17 protein-coding genes are annotated in these 16,092 nt (G+C 61.4%); 6 read left to right on the forward strand and 11 right to left on the reverse strand.

The window, feature by feature from the left end:
• Window positions 1–41: 41 nt before the first annotated feature.
• Genes AC1RTP_RS12595 through AC1RTP_RS12605 form a run of 3 tightly spaced genes read left to right on the forward strand, consistent with a single transcriptional unit; the run spans window position 42 to window position 1,996 of the window.
• Window positions 42–845, forward strand: a complete 804-nt coding sequence (locus tag AC1RTP_RS12595; RefSeq protein ID WP_498607947.1) for a sulfite exporter TauE/SafE family protein — start codon at window positions 42–44, stop codon at window positions 843–845.
• A 12-nt stretch (window positions 846–857) separates the two neighbouring features.
• Window positions 858–1,460, forward strand: coding sequence for a chromate transporter (locus AC1RTP_RS12600; protein ID WP_498607948.1), 603 nt, complete (start codon window positions 858–860; stop codon window positions 1,458–1,460).
• Complete coding sequence (locus tag AC1RTP_RS12605) at window positions 1,457–1,996, forward strand: chromate transporter (protein WP_498607949.1); 540 nt, start codon at window positions 1,457–1,459, stop codon at window positions 1,994–1,996. The genes AC1RTP_RS12600 and AC1RTP_RS12605 overlap by 4 nt, the downstream gene beginning before the upstream one ends.
• Here AC1RTP_RS12605 and lgt read toward each other — a convergent pair.
• Together lgt and AC1RTP_RS12615 are read right to left on the reverse strand one after the other, a co-directional pair.
• The gene (lgt, locus tag AC1RTP_RS12610; RefSeq protein WP_498607950.1) at window positions 1,961–2,782 is read right to left on the reverse strand and encodes a prolipoprotein diacylglyceryl transferase; all 822 of its coding nucleotides are present in this window, start codon (window positions 2,780–2,782) and stop codon (window positions 1,961–1,963) included. The two genes, AC1RTP_RS12605 and lgt, sit on opposite strands and share 36 nt — an antisense overlap.
• The gene (locus AC1RTP_RS12615; RefSeq protein ID WP_498607952.1) at window positions 2,783–3,691 is read right to left on the reverse strand and encodes a LysR family transcriptional regulator; all 909 of its coding nucleotides are present in this window, start codon (window positions 3,689–3,691) and stop codon (window positions 2,783–2,785) included.
• A 90-nt stretch (window positions 3,692–3,781) separates the two neighbouring features.
• On the opposite strand from AC1RTP_RS12615, the gene ilvD reads away from it, so the two are divergent.
• On the forward strand, window positions 3,782–5,644 hold the full coding sequence (ilvD, locus tag AC1RTP_RS12620) for a dihydroxy-acid dehydratase (RefSeq protein ID WP_498607953.1): 1,863 nt from the start codon (window positions 3,782–3,784) through the stop codon (window positions 5,642–5,644).
• Between the two features lie 91 nt (window positions 5,645–5,735).
• On the opposite strand, the gene AC1RTP_RS12625 is transcribed toward ilvD, so the two are convergent.
• Window positions 5,736–5,969: a TIGR04438 family Trp-rich protein gene (locus AC1RTP_RS12625; RefSeq protein WP_498607955.1), complete on the reverse strand. Its 234-nt coding sequence runs from the start codon at window positions 5,967–5,969 to the stop codon at window positions 5,736–5,738.
• A gap of 112 nt (window positions 5,970–6,081) precedes the next feature.
• Between AC1RTP_RS12625 and AC1RTP_RS12630 the strand changes: the two genes are divergently transcribed.
• Window positions 6,082–6,393: a c-type cytochrome gene (locus AC1RTP_RS12630; RefSeq protein ID WP_498607957.1), complete on the forward strand. Its 312-nt coding sequence runs from the start codon at window positions 6,082–6,084 to the stop codon at window positions 6,391–6,393.
• Between the two features lie 35 nt (window positions 6,394–6,428).
• Here the strand turns inward: AC1RTP_RS12630 and AC1RTP_RS12635 are convergent, their stop codons facing one another.
• The 7 genes from AC1RTP_RS12635 to folD all read right to left on the reverse strand — a co-directional run bounded on the left by AC1RTP_RS12635 (window position 6,429) and on the right by folD (window position 13,334).
• The gene (locus AC1RTP_RS12635) at window positions 6,429–7,556 is read right to left on the reverse strand and encodes a branched-chain amino acid ABC transporter substrate-binding protein (protein ID WP_498607958.1); all 1,128 of its coding nucleotides are present in this window, start codon (window positions 7,554–7,556) and stop codon (window positions 6,429–6,431) included.
• A gap of 76 nt (window positions 7,557–7,632) precedes the next feature.
• Entirely contained in the window at window positions 7,633–8,775 is a 1,143-nt protein-coding gene (locus tag AC1RTP_RS12640) for a branched-chain amino acid ABC transporter substrate-binding protein (protein WP_498607960.1), read from the reverse strand.
• Between the two features lie 71 nt (window positions 8,776–8,846).
• Window positions 8,847–9,221 carry a DUF2486 family protein gene (locus AC1RTP_RS12645; RefSeq protein WP_498607961.1) on the reverse strand — a complete coding sequence of 125 codons (375 nt, stop codon included), beginning with the start codon at window positions 9,219–9,221 and terminating at the stop codon, window positions 8,847–8,849.
• Entirely contained in the window at window positions 9,221–9,643 is a 423-nt protein-coding gene (locus tag AC1RTP_RS12650; RefSeq protein ID WP_498607962.1) for a DNA polymerase III subunit chi, read from the reverse strand. The genes AC1RTP_RS12645 and AC1RTP_RS12650 overlap by 1 nt, the downstream gene beginning before the upstream one ends.
• Window positions 9,644–9,659: 16 nt before the next feature.
• On the reverse strand, window positions 9,660–10,292 hold the full coding sequence (locus AC1RTP_RS12655) for a DUF4124 domain-containing protein (RefSeq protein ID WP_498607963.1): 633 nt from the start codon (window positions 10,290–10,292) through the stop codon (window positions 9,660–9,662).
• A 10-nt stretch (window positions 10,293–10,302) separates the two neighbouring features.
• The gene (locus tag AC1RTP_RS12660; protein ID WP_498607965.1) at window positions 10,303–12,375 is read right to left on the reverse strand and encodes a M3 family metallopeptidase; all 2,073 of its coding nucleotides are present in this window, start codon (window positions 12,373–12,375) and stop codon (window positions 10,303–10,305) included.
• A gap of 113 nt (window positions 12,376–12,488) precedes the next feature.
• On the reverse strand, window positions 12,489–13,334 hold the full coding sequence (gene folD, locus AC1RTP_RS12665; protein ID WP_498607967.1) for a bifunctional methylenetetrahydrofolate dehydrogenase/methenyltetrahydrofolate cyclohydrolase FolD: 846 nt from the start codon (window positions 13,332–13,334) through the stop codon (window positions 12,489–12,491).
• Window positions 13,335–13,423: 89 nt separating this feature from the next.
• On the opposite strand from folD, the gene AC1RTP_RS12670 reads away from it, so the two are divergent.
• Window positions 13,424–14,149, forward strand: a complete 726-nt coding sequence (locus AC1RTP_RS12670) for an AAA family ATPase (RefSeq protein ID WP_498607969.1) — start codon at window positions 13,424–13,426, stop codon at window positions 14,147–14,149.
• Here the strand turns inward: AC1RTP_RS12670 and AC1RTP_RS12675 are convergent.
• Window positions 14,130–15,950 carry a putative bifunctional diguanylate cyclase/phosphodiesterase gene (locus AC1RTP_RS12675; RefSeq protein ID WP_498607970.1) on the reverse strand — a complete coding sequence of 607 codons (1,821 nt, stop codon included), beginning with the start codon at window positions 15,948–15,950 and terminating at the stop codon, window positions 14,130–14,132. The genes AC1RTP_RS12670 and AC1RTP_RS12675 overlap by 20 nt on opposite strands.
• Between the last annotated feature and the right edge of the window lie 142 nt (window positions 15,951–16,092).

A 16,092-nucleotide genomic window follows, 5' to 3' on the forward strand; every position in this document is an offset into this window, starting at 1 on the left:
CGCGTAAAATCGACGGCTTAAAGCACAGCAGGAATGAGTGGATGGATATTGGATTGATGCTGATACTGCTCGCAATGGGGGCAGGAGGCGGTTTTGCGGCGGGCTTGCTGGGGATTGGCGGCGGCATGGTGCTGGTGCCGTTCATTACGATGATCTTTACGGCCAAAGGATTTCCACCGGCGCTGGTGGTGCACATGGCGATCGCGACATCGCTGGCGACGATCATGTTTACTTCCTTGTCTTCGGTGCGGGCGCATCACAAACACGGTGCAGTGCAGTGGCGCATCGTGGCGCTGCTGGCGCCGGGGATTGTGATCGGTTCGTGGATCGGGCCCTGGATCGGCAAGCAGATGAATACTTCGGCGCTGTCGCTGCTGTTCGCGGCCTTCGTGGCTTTTTCGGCGTCGCAGATGCTGCGCAATAAGAAGCCGGCGGCGGGGCGTGAGCTGCCGGGAGCGCCGGGTATGTTTGCTGCGGGCGGGGTGATTGGCGTCGTGGCGGGACTGGTCGGTGCCGGCGGCGGCTTTATCTCGGTGCCGTTCATGGCGTGGTGTAATGTGCGGATCCATCAGGCGGTGGCGACCAGCGCTGCGCTGGGCTTCCCGATTGCGTTGTCGGGCACTTTGTCGAATATCTATTACGGGTGGGCGGAGCCGGGTTTGCCGCAGTATTCGCTGGGCTTCGTCTATCTGCCTGCGCTGGCGGTCATCGTGGCGGCCAGCGTGGCGATGGCGCCTCTTGGTGCGCGTACGGCGCACAAGATGGATGTGGCGTCGCTCAAGCGCGTCTTTGCCGTGGTGCTGTTTGTGCTCGCGGCGTATATGTTTTACCACGCGTTCGCGTAAGCGGAGGATGCAATGCAGGAAGCACGGGTTGGATGCTGGGCGCTGTTCAAGGTCTTTTCGCATATGGCGATGCAAGGGTTTGGCGGCGTGCTGCCCTTCGCCTACCGCCATCTGGTCGAGCGTACGCAGTGGCTGACGGCCGCTGAATTCGGCGAACTTCTCAGCATCGCGCAACTGCTGCCGGGGCCTACCATCTGCAATTTGACCGTCATGGTCGGTCAGCGCTATGCGGGCGTGGCGGGCGGTGTTTCCGCGCTGACGGGGATGCTGCTCGGCCCTTTCTTCATCGTTATCGCCCTCGGCGCCGCCTATCAGGAATTGGCACACCACCCCCTCTTCGTCGATGCCATGCGCGGCATGGCGGCGGCCGCGTCTGGCCTGATCCTTGCCACTGCGCTCAAGCTGGCGGTTGGCATGCTGCGCAGCTCCGCACCGGCGGAAGGTGCGCCCATCAACTTGGCACGCACAATGTTTTGGCGGCGTATCGCGCAGATTTCGCTGCTGGTGGCAGCTTTCGTCGGTCTTGGTGTGGCGAAGGTTGGGCTGATCACGGTTGTAGCTACTCTGGTGCCGATTGGCTTCCTGCTGTTCGCCTTCGTCTGGAGGAAGCCGTGAACGATGACGTCAAACTGGGCGGGCTGGCCTGGCATCTGGCCGTGCTGTCGCTGACGGCAATCGGCGGCGGCGTGGTGCTGGTCGCGCCGGACGTGCACCATTACGTCTCGGTGCAGAACCATTGGATGACGGACGAGCAATTCGCCGCCATGTATGCGCTGGCGCAGGCGGCGCCTGGTCCGAACCTGCTGTTCGTTACGCTGATCGGCTGGATGATCAAGGGCTGGCTGGGCGCCGTCGTGGTGACGCTGGCGGCGATCGTGCCTTCGTCTTGCCTGGTGTTGGCGCTGGGATCTGTGATCAACCGCCATGGCGGCGGGAAGGGGCGCTGGGCTGGCGCGTTACGCGATGCGCTGGCGCCGCTGGCAGCCGGCATGCTGGCCGGCGCGGCGTGGACTTTCCTGAGTGTTGCCGGCGCCGGATGGCGCGGCATTTTGCTGGCGCTGGCCGCCGCAGCGGCGGCCTATGCGAGCAAATTGAATCCCCTGTGGCTGATTGCCTTAGGTGCGCTGGCCGGCGCTATTGGGCTGGTTTGAGCGGTACGCCCACACCAGCATGGCGATGGCGCCGATGATCATCGGCAGCGACAACGCCTGGCCAGAGGTAATCGTGATCGGGCCGTAGGTGCGCTCCCAATCAGGCGTGCGGAAAAACTCGGTGACGAATCGCGCGCAGCCATACAGCAGCACATACAGCGCGCCAACCGCCAGGCGCGGGCGTGCCTTGCGTGCGAACGGCCAGAGAATGCAGAACACCAGGATGCCGTCGACCAGCATCTGGTAGATCGCGGATGGATGGCGCGCCTGCATATCCACGTTTGGATAAATCATTGCCCATGGCAGCGACGGATCGCTGACAACGCGGCCAGGCAGTTCGGCGTTGATGAAATTGCCCATGCGGCCGGCGGCATAGCCAAGCGGCACGAGTGGAGCGATGAAGTCATACACGTCCAGCAGGTTGCGTTTGCGCTTGTGTGCCCACAGGGCCATGCCGACCAGCACACCGAGGAAGCCGCCGTGGTAGCTCATGCCGCCTTCCCACACTTTGAAGATACGCAGTGGCGTGAGCAGCATTTCCGGCTGGTAGAAGAACACTTCGCCCAGACGGCCGCCAACGATCACGCCCAGCATGCCGTAAAAGAGCATGTCGTCCAGGTCTTCCTTGGTCCAGCCTTGCGCGGCGATGTGCGGCTGTTTGATGCGCACGCGGCCGAGCGCGATGAACAAAGTGAAGGCCAGCACGTACATCAGGCCATACCAGTGGATTGCAACAGGACCCAGGTGGATCGCGACCGGATCGGGCATCGGATGGATCAGGGGCATTCAGATTCTCTTTCTCATTAATTCCAGGAAGCCCCGCAGCACGGGCGAGGCATGGTCGCGGCGCCAGGCCAGGCCGGTTTCCACCAGCGGCGTGTTCTGGACCAGGGGCAGGTATTCCACGCCCGGCCGGCGTAAATTCGACACGGATTGTGGCACAAGTGCCAATCCCATGCCAGCAGATACAAGGCTGACAATGGTCTGCATCTGGATCGCTTCCTGGCCCACTTCGGCGGTGATGCCGGCCTCGCGGAAAACCGACAGGATGGCGTCGTACAGCCCCGGCGAAATATGCCGCGGGAAGATGATCAGCGGGATGCCGGCCAACTTGCGCAAATCGGCCGCGCCGGTGGACTTGCTTGCGCGGGCCAGCGCCGGCAAACCAGCTGGCGCGGCCAACACCAGCGGCTCTCGCAGCACCGGCAGGTAATCAAGATCCTGGCGCGCGCGGTCGGGCAGGGGAGGGATCAGCAAGCCGGCGTCAACGCGGCCTTCCAGCAGATCGTCCAGCTGCAAGTCCGACGTGGCTTCCTTTAGCGTGATTTCGACTTGCGGATATTCGGCGCGGTAGGCGCGCAGGGTTGGCGGCAGAACGCTGTAATCGGCGGAGGACACGAAGGCCAGCGACAAGCGCCCGCTGGCGCCCGTGGCGGCGCGCTGCACCAGCTCCGCCAAGCCGGCTGATTGTTCGAGCAGGCGGCGCGCTTCCGGCAGCAGGGCTTCCCCGGCCGCCGTCAGCGCCACGCCGCGCCGGTTACGCTCAAAAAGAGGGGCTCCCAGCATTTCCTCCAGCGCCATGATCGTTTGCGACAGCGGCGGCTGGGTCATATGCAGGCGCCGCGCGGCGCGGCCGAAATGCAGCTCCTCGGCGACGGTGGCGAAGTAACGCAGCTGGCGAAGTTCGATGTTCATTCGCAAAGCATATCACAGCAGCGGTTATCATATATTTGACAACTTGTCAGGGGCAAGGCAATCTTAGACTCTTACTGAGGAGACTCCGCCATGCCGCAATACCGTTCCTACACCACTACCCAAGGCCGCAATATGGCAGGCGCTCGCGCCCTGTGGCGCGCCACCGGCATGAAAGATGGCGATTTCAATAAACCGATCATCGCCGTGGTCAACTCCTTCACCCAATTCGTACCGGGGCACGTGCACCTGAAGGACCTGGGCCAGCTGGTCGCGCGCGAGATCGAAGCATCCGGCGGCGTCGCCAAGGAATTCAATACCATCGCCGTTGACGACGGCATCGCCATGGGCCACGGCGGCATGTTGTACTCGCTGCCATCGCGCGACCTGATCGCCGACTCCGTCGAATACATGGTCAACGCGCATTGCGCTGACGCCATGGTCTGCATCTCCAACTGCGACAAGATCACCCCCGGCATGCTGATGGCTGCCATGCGCCTGAACATCCCGGCGATCTTCGTCTCCGGCGGCCCGATGGAAGCGGGCAAGGTAATCAAGGCTGTTAACGGCGGCGAGAAGATCATCAAGCTGGACCTGGTCGACGCCATGATCAAGGCAGGCGACAGCTCCGTTTCCGACGCCGACGTGGCGGAGATCGAGCGCTCGGCCTGCCCGACCTGCGGTTCCTGCTCCGGCATGTTCACCGCCAACTCGATGAACTGCCTGACCGAGGCGCTGGGCCTGTCCCTGCCGGGCAACGGCACCATCGTCGCTACCCACAGCGACCGCAAGGAACTGTTCCTGCGCGCCGGCCGCTTGATCGTGGAGATCACTAAGCGCCACTACGAGCAGGACGACTACAGCGTGCTGCCGCGCTCCATCGCCACCAAGGAAGCGTTTGAAAACGCGATGGCGCTGGACGTCTCGATGGGCGGTTCCACCAACACCGTGCTGCACCTGCTGGCCGCCGCGCACGAAGCGCAAGTGCCGTTCACCATGGCCGACATCGACCGCATCTCGCGCAAAGTGCCATGCCTGTGCAAGGTCGCACCGATGACCGACAAATTCCACATCGAAGACGTGCACCGCGCGGGCGGCATCATCTCCATCCTCGGCGAACTGGCGCGCGCCGGCCTGCTGGACATCACCCAGCACACCGTGCACAGCCCGAACCTTGGTGCAGCCATCGAAAAGTACGACATCAAGCGCAGCGACGACGCGGCCGTGCATCAGTTGTTCCGAGCAGCGCCGGGCGGCGTGCCGACCCAGGTGGCGTTCTCGCAATCCGAACGCTACGCCTCGTCGGACCTGGACCGCAGCACCGGCTGCATCCGCGACTTGGAGCACGCTTATTCGAAAGACGGCGGCTTGGCGGTCCTGTACGGGAATATCGCCGAAAAGGGCTGCATCGTGAAGACCGCCGGCGTGGATGAATCGATCCTGAAATTCAGCGGCAAGGCGCGCGTGTTCGAAAGCCAGGACGCCGCTGTGGAAGGCATCCTGGGCGACACCGTGCACGAAGGCGACGTGGTAATCATCCGCTACGAAGGCCCGAAAGGCGGCCCGGGCATGCAGGAAATGCTGTACCCAACCTCCTACATCAAGTCGAAAGGCCTGGGCAAAGCCTGCGCACTGTTCACCGACGGCCGCTTCTCGGGCGGCTCATCGGGCCTGGTGATCGGCCACGCCTCGCCGGAAGCGGCCGAGGGCGGCGCCATCGGCCTGGTGGAAGAAGGGGATATGATCGACATCGACATCCCATCGCGCACGATCAACCTGCGCGTGACGCAGGAAGCGCTGGCAGCACGCCGCGCCGCAATGGAAGCACGCGGCGCCGACGCATGGAAACCGGTCAACCGCGAGCGCTACGTATCGCAGGCCCTGCAAGCCTACGCCGCGCTGACAACCTCCGCCGACCGCGGCGCCGTGCGTGACTTGTCGCAGCTGAAGCGCTGATCAAGCGCAAATGTCCACCTTGGGGTCAGGAACAAAAGTGGACATTTCCGAAGAAAATGTCCACTTTTGTTCCTGACCCCAAGGTGGACATTTATTTGCGTTTCTTGAGGTCTTCGAAGCTTTTCTTGACCCGCTCTTTGCGGCGTTGTTCGTCGACGTTGTGGGCCTTGCGCTTGTCGAGGCCCAGCAGTGGCTCGATGAGTTCGAACCAGGCGAAGGCAACGCCCATCACTGCAACGATCCACCACCACGACAGCTCGGCGAACTTCCAGACTTCAAAGTACTTCAGCGCCACGAGGGCGATTATCAATAGAATAATGGGCATGGAACACTCCTTGGTATTCCATCATAGCAATATCCAGCTATCGGTCAACCCATAATACGAAGCGTGCGTTGTGGAGTAGAATTGTGTCAGTTTTTTTCTTGGAGATGAAAAAATGAAACGTTCCCTGCTGGTTGGTTTCCTGGTTACCGCGGCTTTCTCGTCGCAGGCCGCTTTTGCAAACGCTGATCTGGCCAAGGCCAAGAACTGCATGGGCTGCCACGCAGTCGCCACCAAGCTGGTTGGCCCGGCATACAAAGATGTCGCCGCCAAGTACGCTGGCCAGAAAGATGCAGAAGCCAAGCTGGTTCAGAAAGTGATGAAGGGCGGTTCCGGCGTGTGGGGCGCAGTCCCAATGCCAGCCAACCCACAGGTGACCGAGGCGGAAGCCAAGACCCTGGTGAAATGGGTCCTGTCCCAGAAATGAGATCGATAAAAAAGCCGGGCTAGCCCGGCTTTTTTTTATTTGATCACTTCGATGCGCGTCTTCTTGTCGCCCTTGTAGCCGAACAGCGTCAGCGCGCCGTCCTTGATATCTCCCTTGGCGTCGAAGGCGATGGTGCCGCTGACGCCGTCGTGCTTGACCTTCTTCAGGAAGGGCAGGTATTTGGCCGGTTCGGCCGATTTGGCGTCCGACATGGCATGCGCAATCGCCATCGTGGCATCGTAAGCGTATGGCGCGTACACCTGCACCTCAATGCCGTAGCGCTTTTTGAAGCGGGCGGCGAATTCGTCCAGTTTCTTCTCCTGTTCCGGCGTTACCCCGCCGGCTTCCGCGCACACCACGATATCGTCGGCGCCGCCAGACAGCTTGGGCAGCGCTTCGGTGCAGATGCCGTCGCCGCCCATCAGCTTTGCCTTGATGCCGAGCTGCTTCATCTGGCGCAGCAGCGGTCCGCCGACCGAGTCCATGCCGCCGAAGAACACCAGGTCCGGGTTCTTGGAACGGATGCTGGTGAGGATGGCATTGAAATCGGAGGCCTTGTCGGTGGTGAACTGTTTGTCCACGATCTGCACGCCGGCGCCTTTCTTGGCTTCCTTCAGGAACTCAGTGGCTACGCCCTGGCCGTAGGCCGTGCGGTCGTCAATCACGGCGATGCGCTTGGCGCCCAGCTTTTGCGTGGCGTACTTGCCCAGCGAGCTGCCCAGTTTGAGATCGTTGGACACCACGCGGAAGGTGGTGTTGAAGCCCTGGTTGGTGTACACCGGGCTGGTGGACGATGCGGAAATCTGCGGAATGCCGGCGTCGTAATAAATCTTCGAGGCTGGAATGGTGGTGCCGGAATTCTGGTGGCCGATCACGCCCTGTACTTTGGCGTCGACCAGTTTCTGTGCGGCCGATGTGCCCTGTTTAGGGTCGCCGGCATCGTCTTCGGACACCATCTCGAACTTGACCGCCTTGCCGTTGATCTTGAATCCTTTGGCGTTCAATTCTTCCACCGCCATCCGCACGCCGCTCTGGTTGTCCTTGCCCAGGTGGGCGGACTGGCCGGACAGCGGGCCGACATAGCCGATCTTGACCACTTCCTGGGCGCTCGCGGCGCCAGCAAAGGCCAAGGCGATGGCTGCGATGATGGTTTTGGTTTGCATTGCACTTTCTCCTGAAACGAAAAGGGCCGCCATGCTGGTTGGCGGCCCACGGGCTCCCCCCCGATATTCTCGTGTATTACTTAATCACTTCCATCTTGGTCTTGACGCCGCCCTTGTAGGTGAACAGGGTCAGCGCGCCGTCCTTGATATCGCCGTACTGGTCAAACTCCACCAGGCCGGTGACGCCCTGGTGCTTGATCTTGGCCAGTACCGGCAGGTATTTGGCTGGTTCGGACGAATTGGCTTTCTCCATTGCGTCGGCCATGGTCATGATGGCGTCGTACACATATGGTGCGTACAGCTGGACTTCCTGGCCATACTTCTTCTTGTAGCGGGCGCGGAAGTCGTCCATGTTCTTCTGCATTTCCGCGGTCACGCCGCCGGCTTCGGCGCAGGTGACCACGCCGTCGGCGGCAGCGCCGGCGGACAGGCGGTACAGCGCATCGGTACACACGCCGTCGCCGCCCATGAATTTGGCGTTGATGCCCAGGGCCTTCATCTGGCGCAGGAGCGGGCCGCCCACGGAGTCCATGCCGCCGAAGAACACCAGGTCCGGATTCTTCGACTTGATATTGGTCAGGATGGCGTTGAAGTCGGTGGCGTTGGCGTTGGTGAACTCCTTGCCGACCACTTGCACGCCCGGCAGGGCTTTCTTGGCGCCTTTGACGAATTCGTCGGCCACGCCCTGGCCGTAGGCGGTGCGGTCGTCGATCACGGCGATTTTCTTGGCGCCTAGCTTCTGCACGGCGTATGCGCCCAGGGTGCCGCCCAGCTTATTGTCGTTGGCGACCACGCGGAAGGCGGTGTTGAATTTCTGCTTGGTGTACACCGGCGAGGTGGCGGCCGGCGAAATCTGCGGGATGCCGGCGTCAAAGTAAATCTTGGAGGCCGGGATGGTGGTGCCGGAGTTCAGGTGGCCGATGACGCCCTGTACCTTGGCGTCCACCAGCTTCTGCGCGGCGGTGGTGCCCTGTTTAGGGTCGCCGCCGTCGTCTTCGAACTGGACGACGAATTTGACGGGCTTGCCGCCGATCTTGACGCCTTTGGCTGCCAGGTCTTCGACGGCCATTTTCGCGCCGTTTTCCATGTCCTTGCCGAGGTGGGAATTAGGACCCGAAACCGGCGACACATGGCCGATCTTGATGGTGTCCTGGGCGTAGGCTCCGCCGGCAAATGCCAGGGCGAGTGCGGCGGAAATGAACTTGGTCTTGAACTGCATCGGGGTCTCCAGTCAAATATTCATGTACGCCAGAGAAAATACAGCAAAAACCCCGGATGGCAAAGAGGGAATTATTTCCTGCGGCCGGAGTTGGCTTGCAGGTGCGTGATTTCCTGTTGTACGGCGCGGGTGACGATCTTGCCGATGGTGTCGTGCAGGCCTTCGCGGATTTCCACGGTGAGCGCGTGCAGGGCGTGGTCGAGCACTTCGCCGATGCTGTCTTTGATGCGCTGCTCGAGCACGAAATCGACGCGGTTCGACAGCTGCAGCAGCACGCGTTCGGACAGGCGGCGCTCAAGCGCATCCCAGGCTTCGTCATCGTCCGGCGCCGGCAGCGAAGGGGAGGCGACTGCTTCGGCGGCGGGCGCTGCGGCGTCTGGCGCCGGCGCCTCGTCTTGCATGATTTCGGTCAGGACCGGGATGCTTGCGTCAAAAGCCTGATTCATTACTTGCCTACCGTGAGATGTTTGAGCGGGAAATCCTGCCGCTTGTAGGCAGCATAACGCAGGCGGCCCGCCGCCGCATCTTCTTCGTCGGAGGAAATGACTTCGATCAGTCGCGGAAATGCTTCAAACTGGGCCGGCGCACGGCGCGCCAGGTTGACCAGCAAGCCTGCCTCCGGCAGTTCAGTGGCGTCGCTGTCGGCCAACACAATCGCCGAATCGGGCGCCAGCGGGTCGTTGACGTGGGCGTGCGGCAGGAAGTCGGTGGCGGAAAAGGTCCACAATACGCGGTCCAGTTCCGCCAGTTGGGCGGCATCTTCGGTCATGACGACGATGCGGGGCGTGCTGGCCCAGGCCTTGCGCAGCAGGCGGCAGGCATAGGCTACCTTGTCCGGCACGCCGCTGTGAAAATCAATCTGCGTCATCGATCAGATACCGAAATCAGAAACGGAAATCAGGCGGTGCGTTTTTCGGCGTGTCGCGTTCACGGCGCGCAGCTTCGTCGGCTGCCGCGGCGCGGTCGGATTCGGCCTTGGTGCGTGCCAGTTCGTCGGCGCTTGGCGCTTTCGGCGGCGCGGCCGAAGTCGGCGGCGGGTTGGAATAACCAGGCGGCAGCGATTTGACGGTCGGGTAGCCCGCTTCGGTCAGCGCGGTATCCCAGGCGCCTTGCTCAAAGCCGACCTGCTTGCCACGGCCGATCAGCAGGAACGGTACCTGGCCTGCGCTGCCCGCCTTTTTCAGTACTTCGAAATCTTCCGGCGTGTTGACGGTCTTTTCGCGGTAAGGAATGCCACGCGCTGCCAGCATGGCGCGCGCTTTGTCGCAACCGGTGCTGCAGCTGCCGGTGGTGTAGAGCACAACTGGACGGGAGCGTACGACTTCCGCCAGTTCCGGCGGCAGATCGACACTTCCGGTACCACCGGTGTTGTAATTCTTCATCTCCGCCTTTTTGGCGGTGGCTGGCGGCGGCGTGTCGGTAAAGTGGGTAACGCCTTTATCGTCCTTCCACTTATACATCTGTGCCTGCGCCACGCTGGCAGTCAGCAGCAACAAAAGCAGTGCAGCGCGTTTCATTCTTTCTCCTTTAAGCCGCCATGCCGCTATGGCGCAGCAGGGCGTCGATCGTCGGCTCACGGCCGCGGAAGGCGGTGAACGATTCCAGTGCCGGGCGCGAACCGCCGACGGCCAGGATTTCTTGCTGGAAGCGTTTCCCGGTATCTGTGGACAGTTTGCCGCCGTCGAGCGCCGCCGCTTCCTCGAAAGCAGCATAGGCGTCGGCAGACAAAACTTCCGCCCACTTATAGCTATAGTATCCCGCCGCATAGCCGCCGGCAAAGATATGGCCGAAGGAATGTTGGAAGCGGTTGAAACTTGGCGGGATGATAACAGCGAATTTGCGGCGCACTTCGTCAATGACGTCCTGCACCGATTTGGCGCCGGACGGCTGGAAGTCGTAGTGCAGCAGCATGTCGAGCAAGGCGAATTCCACCTGGCGCAGGGTTTGCAGGCCGGATTGGAAGTTCTTCGCCGCCAGCATGCGGTCGTACAGGGCGCGCGGCAGCGGCAGGCCGTTCTTCACGTTGGCGCTCATATGGCTCAGTACATCCCACTCCCAGCAGAAGTTCTCCATGAACTGGGATGGCAGCTCCACCGCGTCCCATTCGACCCCGGAAATGCCGGAGACCGCCAGTTCCTCGACCTGGGTCAGCATGTGGTGCAGGCCGTGGCCGAATTCGTGGAAGAGGGTGATCACCTCATCGTGGGTGAACAGGGATGGCTGCAGTACGCCATCCACCTCCAGCGGTTCGGTGAAGTTGCAGGTCAGGTAGGCGACCGGGGTTTGCAGTTCGCCGTTTTTCATGCGGCGGCCGCGCGCGTCATCCATCCAGGCTCCGCCGCTCTTGCCTTCGCGGGCGTACAGGTCCAGGTAGAACTGGCCGACCAGCTTGCCGTCGCGTTCGATTCGGTAGAAGCGCACGTCCTTGTGCCAGACCGGCGCGCTGTCAGGCTTGATGCTCACGCCGAACATGGTTTGCACCAGCTTGAACAGGCCGTCGATGACTTTATGCTCGGGGAAGTACTGCTTCACTTCCTGCGCCGAGAAGGAGTACAGGTGCTGCTGCAGTTTTTCGGAAGCGTAAGGCAGGTCCCAGGATTGCAGGCCGTCGATGCCCAACTCCTTGCTGGCGTAGGCCTGCAGTTCGGCCAGGTCTTTCTCGGCGAACGGGCGGGCGCGTTTGGCCAGGTCTTCCAGGAATTCAATCACCTGTTCCGGCGACTTGGCCATTTTCGGCACCAGCGAGACTTCGGCGAAGTTCTTGTAGCCGAGCAGGGACGCTTCTTCAGCGCGCAGTTTCAGCAGGGTGGCGATATTGCCGGTGTTGTCCCAGTCTTCGCGCTTGCTGAATGCTTCGCCCAGCTCGGAGGCCTTGGTGGCGTTGGCGCGATAGACTTTTTCGCGCAGTTCGCGGTTGTCGCAGAACTGCAGGATCGGGTAATAGGAAGGGAAGTGCAGGGTGAAGGCCCAGCCCTGCTTGCCATCCTTCTCGGCCAGCGCCTTGGCGGCGGCCTTTGAATCGTCGGGCAGGCCGCGCAGCTCGGACTCGTCTTCCACCAGCAGTTTCCAGTCGTTGGTCGAGTCCAGCACGTTCTCGCTGAAGCGGGTGCTGGTAGCGGCGTGTTCTTCCTGGATCTCGGCAAAGCGTTCTTTTTTGTCGGCCGGCAGTTCGGCGCCGCCCATGCGGAAATCGCGGATCGCGTTGTCGATGATGCGCTGGCGCGCCGGCGACAGGGTGGTGAATTCCGCGCTGGCGCGCAGGGCTTTGTATTTGGCGAACAGCGCTTCGTTCTGGGCCAGGGCGGTCCAGAATTCGGTCACTTTCGGCAGGTTGTCGTTGTAGGTGGCGCGCAGTTCCGGCGTGTCCACAACGTTGTTGAGGTGACTGACAATGCCCCAGGCCCGGCCCAGCAGCTCGGTGGAATTTTCAAGCGGGGTGACGAAGTTATCCCAGGTCACGTCGCCGCTTGGCGCTTCCAGTTGCGCCACTGCGGCGCGGTTTTTCTCCAGCAGGTGCTCGATTGCGGGAGTCACGTGTTCGGGCTTGATCGCATCGAAACGCGGCAAGCCGCTAAAGTCCAGCAGGGGATTGTCAGTCATTTGTTTTCCTTTAAACCCTAAAATTCGGGGTCAGACCCAAGGGTCAGCCCCCCGTAACGCGGCGGCCGCGGACCCGGGGTCCGACCCTTGGGTCGTACCCTGGTTTACCGGGTTTAAACGCGTTCCGCCGATTCAATGGTATTCATCAGCAGCATGGTAATCGTCATCGGACCCACACCACCCGGCACCGGCGTGATATGCGAAGCCACTTCCTTGATACCCGCAAAGTCCACGTCGCCGCACAGCTTGCCGTTCTCATCGCGGTTGATGCCCACGTCGATCACGATAGCACCCGGTTTCACCATATCAGCAGTCAGTGTATTGCGGCGGCCAGTTGCAGCCACCACGATATCCGCCTGGCGGGTGTGGTAGCCCAGGTCCGAGGTCCCGCTATGGCAGATGGTGACGGTTGCATTGGCTTGCAAGAGCAAAAGGCCCATTGGCTTGCCGACGGTGTTGGAGCGGCCGATCACGACAGCGTGTTTGCCCTTCAGGTTTACGCCAGTCGATTCGATCAGCTTCATGCAGCCGTAAGGCGTGCATGGCAGGAAGCCTTCCAGGCCGGTCATCAGTTCACCGGCGCTCAGCACCGAGTAGCCGTCCACGTCCTTGGTGGTGGCGATGGCTTCGATCACCTTGTGCGGGTCGATGTGCTTTGGCAGCGGCATCTGCACCAGGATGCCGTGGATGCTTGGGTCGGCGTTCAGGGTGGCGATGCGCTCGAGCAGGTCCTGCTCGGTCATGTCTGCGGCGTACTGCTCTTTCACCGAGCGGATGCCGGCGTCTTCGCAAGCCTTGACCTTATTGCGCACATAAACGTGGCTGGCAGGGTCATCGCCGACCAGGATCACAGCCAGGCCAGGCTGTTTGCCTTTGGCGGTCAGTGCGGCGGCGCGGGAAGCGATTTCGGCGCGCAGTTTTTGGGAGAGCGCTACTCCGTCGATCAGTTGTGCAGACATGGTTACTTGGATGGGTGGGATGGAAAGTCGCCATTATAAATGCTGGCGGCCTTGTGCTGCACTGCACATGATTGTACGATTGATAACAAATGATCTCAAACCAGTACCTAATTGACGTTCGGCTGCGGCCAGACAAGGAGCCTGACTTTTCGGCCTATCCCTTCTGCCTGCCCGCCGTCCGTCACCTCGGCCGCCTCGAATTCGACCCGGCGGTGACCTTTATCGTCGGCGAAAATGGCTCGGGCAAGTCGACTTTATTGGAGGGGCTTGCTGTCGCGCTGGGCTTCAACCCTGAAGGCGGCAGCAAGAACTTCAATTTCAGCACGCGCGCCTCGCATTCCGGGCTGCACGAATACCTGCGCGTCGCACGCGGCGTGCGGATGCCTCGGGACGGCTACTTCCTGCGCGCTGAGAGCTTTTTCAATGTCGCCACCGAAATTGAGCAGATCGGATCGCTGCTGCACGCCTACGGCGGGCGCTCGCTGCACGAGCAATCGCACGGCGAATCTTTTTTGGCGCTTCTGCAGCACCGATTCGGCGGCAAGGGCCTGTACATCCTCGATGAGCCGGAAGCAGCGCTGTCACCACAACGCCAGTTGGCGGCGCTGGCGCGAATTCACAGTCTGGTGCAGGGCGGCTCGCAATTTGTTATAGCGACGCACTCGCCGATCCTGATGGCTTATCCCGAAGCCTCGATCTTCGTCTGCACGCCAGACGGCATCCGCCAACGTGCCTACGAAGACACCGAGCACTATGAGGTCATGCACGACTTCATGGCGAACCCGCGCCGGATGCTTAAGGAGTTGCTAAAGTAGGGCGCCGCAGCAGCATCTCGCGCGCCGCCGGTTCCGGCAAGGGGCGGCTGAAGTAGTAGCCCTGGATTTCGTCGCAGCCTTCCGCCAGCAGCAGTTGCAGCTGGTCTTCGGTCTCGACGCCTTCGGCGATGGCTTTCAGGCCCAGGCTGTGGGCCAGGCTGATCACGGCGGTGACGATGGCGTGGTCCTCGGCATTGGTCGCCAGGCCGGAGGTGAAGCTTTTATCAATCTTGAGCCGGTCGACGGGGAAGCGCTTCAGGTAACTGAGGTTGGAGTAGCCGGTGCCGAAATCGTCGATCGCCATATTGATGCCGATGGCGCGCAAGCGCTGCATCAGCGTGATGGAACCCATCGGGTCGCCCATCGACAGGCTTTCGGTCAGTTCCAGTTCCAGCAGGCCGGGAGCGACATCGAAGCGGTACAGCGCATCTTTAACAGTGAGGTCGAAATCCTGGCGTGCAAACTGGGAAGCGGCGATATTGATCGCGACCGGCACCACCGGCACGCCCGCGTCCTGCCATTCGCGCAAGGTAGCGCAGGTTTTCTCCAACACCCATTTGCCGATATCGACAATCAGGTTGCTTTCTTCCGCCACCGGGATGAACTCCATCGGCGGCACCATCCCCAATTCCGGCGACTGCCAGCGCAGCAGCGCCTCGAGTCCGATGATGGCGCCGCTGCGCAAATCCACCTGCGGCTGGAAATGCAGCACGAATTCTTCACGTTTCAAGGCGCGCAGCAAGCCTTGCTCCATCGTCAGCCGCGCATCCAGGCGACGCTGCATGTCCGGCGTGAAAAACTGCACGCCGCTGCAGCGTTGGCCTTTTGAGTGATACATGGCGATATCCGCATGGCGCAGCAATTCTTCCGCGTGCAGGCCGTCGTCGGGATAGACACTCAAGCCAATGCTGGCTGTGATGACATGCTGCTGGCCCGCCAGCAAAACAGGCTCCGACAGCCGCTGGCTGATACGCTCGGCCAGCACGGCCGGCGTCAAATGCGGCTGGGCGCTATCGAGCAGCAGCACGAATTCGTCGCCGCCGAGACGGGCCACGGTATCGCTGTCGCGCACGCAACTGCGCAGCACGGACGCCACGATGCGCAGCAATTCATCACCGACCGCATGGCCGCGCGTGTCGTTGATCTGCTTGAACTTATCCAGGTCGACAAAGGCCACCGCGAGTGAGGTGCCGGCGCAATGCGCCTTCTCGATCCGGTCTGCCAGCAGTTCGAGGAAAAGGGTGCGGTTGGCCAGGCCGGTCAGCTCGTCGTGGGTGGCGCGATGGCGGATCGCTACCTGCTGCAGGCGCTCGGTGACATCGTGCGCCGCATGCATCACCGAATCGTGATTATTGAAGCGGATCGAACATCCAAAGAATTCCACGTCCACGGGCTTGCCGTCCAGCCGCAGCAACTGCAACTCGCTGCGCGGGCGCTGGTGCACCTTATCCAGTTCCATTGGCGTCCAGGCTTCGACCGTGCCACGGAACTGTTCAGGCACCCGGTCCACAGCAGAAGTGTCGAGCAATTGCTCCGCGCAGGTAGCGCCAAACAGGCGTAGGGCGGCCTGGTTCAGGAAGGTGATGCGGCCCTGGGAATGGATCCAGATCGCATCCGGCGCCAGTTCCACCAGGTTGCGGTAGCGTAGTTCGCTCTCTTGTAAGAACTGGTTTTTTTCATACAGCTCGCGGCTCTTTTGCTCGAGCAGCGACTCCGCCTCCTTGCGAGCGCTGCGTTCGCGCTGCAGGGTGCGGATTGAAACGACTTCGGCAGGCGGTGCCTGATTAGTCAGGGTCTCCATGTAACTGAGTATAAGTAGGAAATTTCCTACAAACAACTAGACCTTAGTATTAATCCGACACTTCATTTCACATTGTAAAATCTTCTTTCGCAATTTGAAAAACCGCGGATTCGCTGATAGAATCCTTCACACTTAGCCAAAG

The organism is Pseudoduganella sp. GW821-FHT11H04 (assembly GCF_058807935.1).

Bases quoted from the DNA above. Each gene is read 5' to 3' on its own strand.
- AC1RTP_RS12615 (WP_498607952.1), bottom strand. From the start codon at position 3,691: ATGAACATCGAACTTCGCCAGCTGCGTTACTTCGCCACCGTCGCCGAG.
- ilvD (WP_498607953.1), top strand. From the start codon at position 3,782: ATGCCGCAATACCGTTCCTACACCACTACCCAAGGCCGCAATATGGCA.
- AC1RTP_RS12670 (WP_498607969.1), top strand. From the start codon at position 13,424: ATGATCTCAAACCAGTACCTAATTGACGTTCGGCTGCGGCCAGACAAG.
- AC1RTP_RS12675 (WP_498607970.1), bottom strand. From the start codon at position 15,950: ATGGAGACCCTGACTAATCAGGCACCGCCTGCCGAAGTCGTTTCAATC.
- AC1RTP_RS12600 (WP_498607948.1), top strand. From the start codon at position 858: ATGCAGGAAGCACGGGTTGGATGCTGGGCGCTGTTCAAGGTCTTTTCG.
- AC1RTP_RS12645 (WP_498607961.1), bottom strand. From the start codon at position 9,221: ATGAATCAGGCTTTTGACGCAAGCATCCCGGTCCTGACCGAAATCATG.
- AC1RTP_RS12655 (WP_498607963.1), bottom strand. From the start codon at position 10,292: ATGAAACGCGCTGCACTGCTTTTGTTGCTGCTGACTGCCAGCGTGGCG.
- AC1RTP_RS12595 (WP_498607947.1), top strand. From the start codon at position 42: ATGGATATTGGATTGATGCTGATACTGCTCGCAATGGGGGCAGGAGGC.
- lgt (WP_498607950.1), bottom strand. From the start codon at position 2,782: ATGCCCCTGATCCATCCGATGCCCGATCCGGTCGCGATCCACCTGGGT.
- AC1RTP_RS12635 (WP_498607958.1), bottom strand. From the start codon at position 7,556: ATGCAAACCAAAACCATCATCGCAGCCATCGCCTTGGCCTTTGCTGGC.
- AC1RTP_RS12630 (WP_498607957.1), top strand. From the start codon at position 6,082: ATGAAACGTTCCCTGCTGGTTGGTTTCCTGGTTACCGCGGCTTTCTCG.
- AC1RTP_RS12640 (WP_498607960.1), bottom strand. From the start codon at position 8,775: ATGCAGTTCAAGACCAAGTTCATTTCCGCCGCACTCGCCCTGGCATTT.
- AC1RTP_RS12625 (WP_498607955.1), bottom strand. From the start codon at position 5,969: ATGCCCATTATTCTATTGATAATCGCCCTCGTGGCGCTGAAGTACTTT.
- folD (WP_498607967.1), bottom strand. From the start codon at position 13,334: ATGTCTGCACAACTGATCGACGGAGTAGCGCTCTCCCAAAAACTGCGC.
- AC1RTP_RS12650 (WP_498607962.1), bottom strand. From the start codon at position 9,643: ATGACGCAGATTGATTTTCACAGCGGCGTGCCGGACAAGGTAGCCTAT.
- AC1RTP_RS12660 (WP_498607965.1), bottom strand. From the start codon at position 12,375: ATGACTGACAATCCCCTGCTGGACTTTAGCGGCTTGCCGCGTTTCGAT.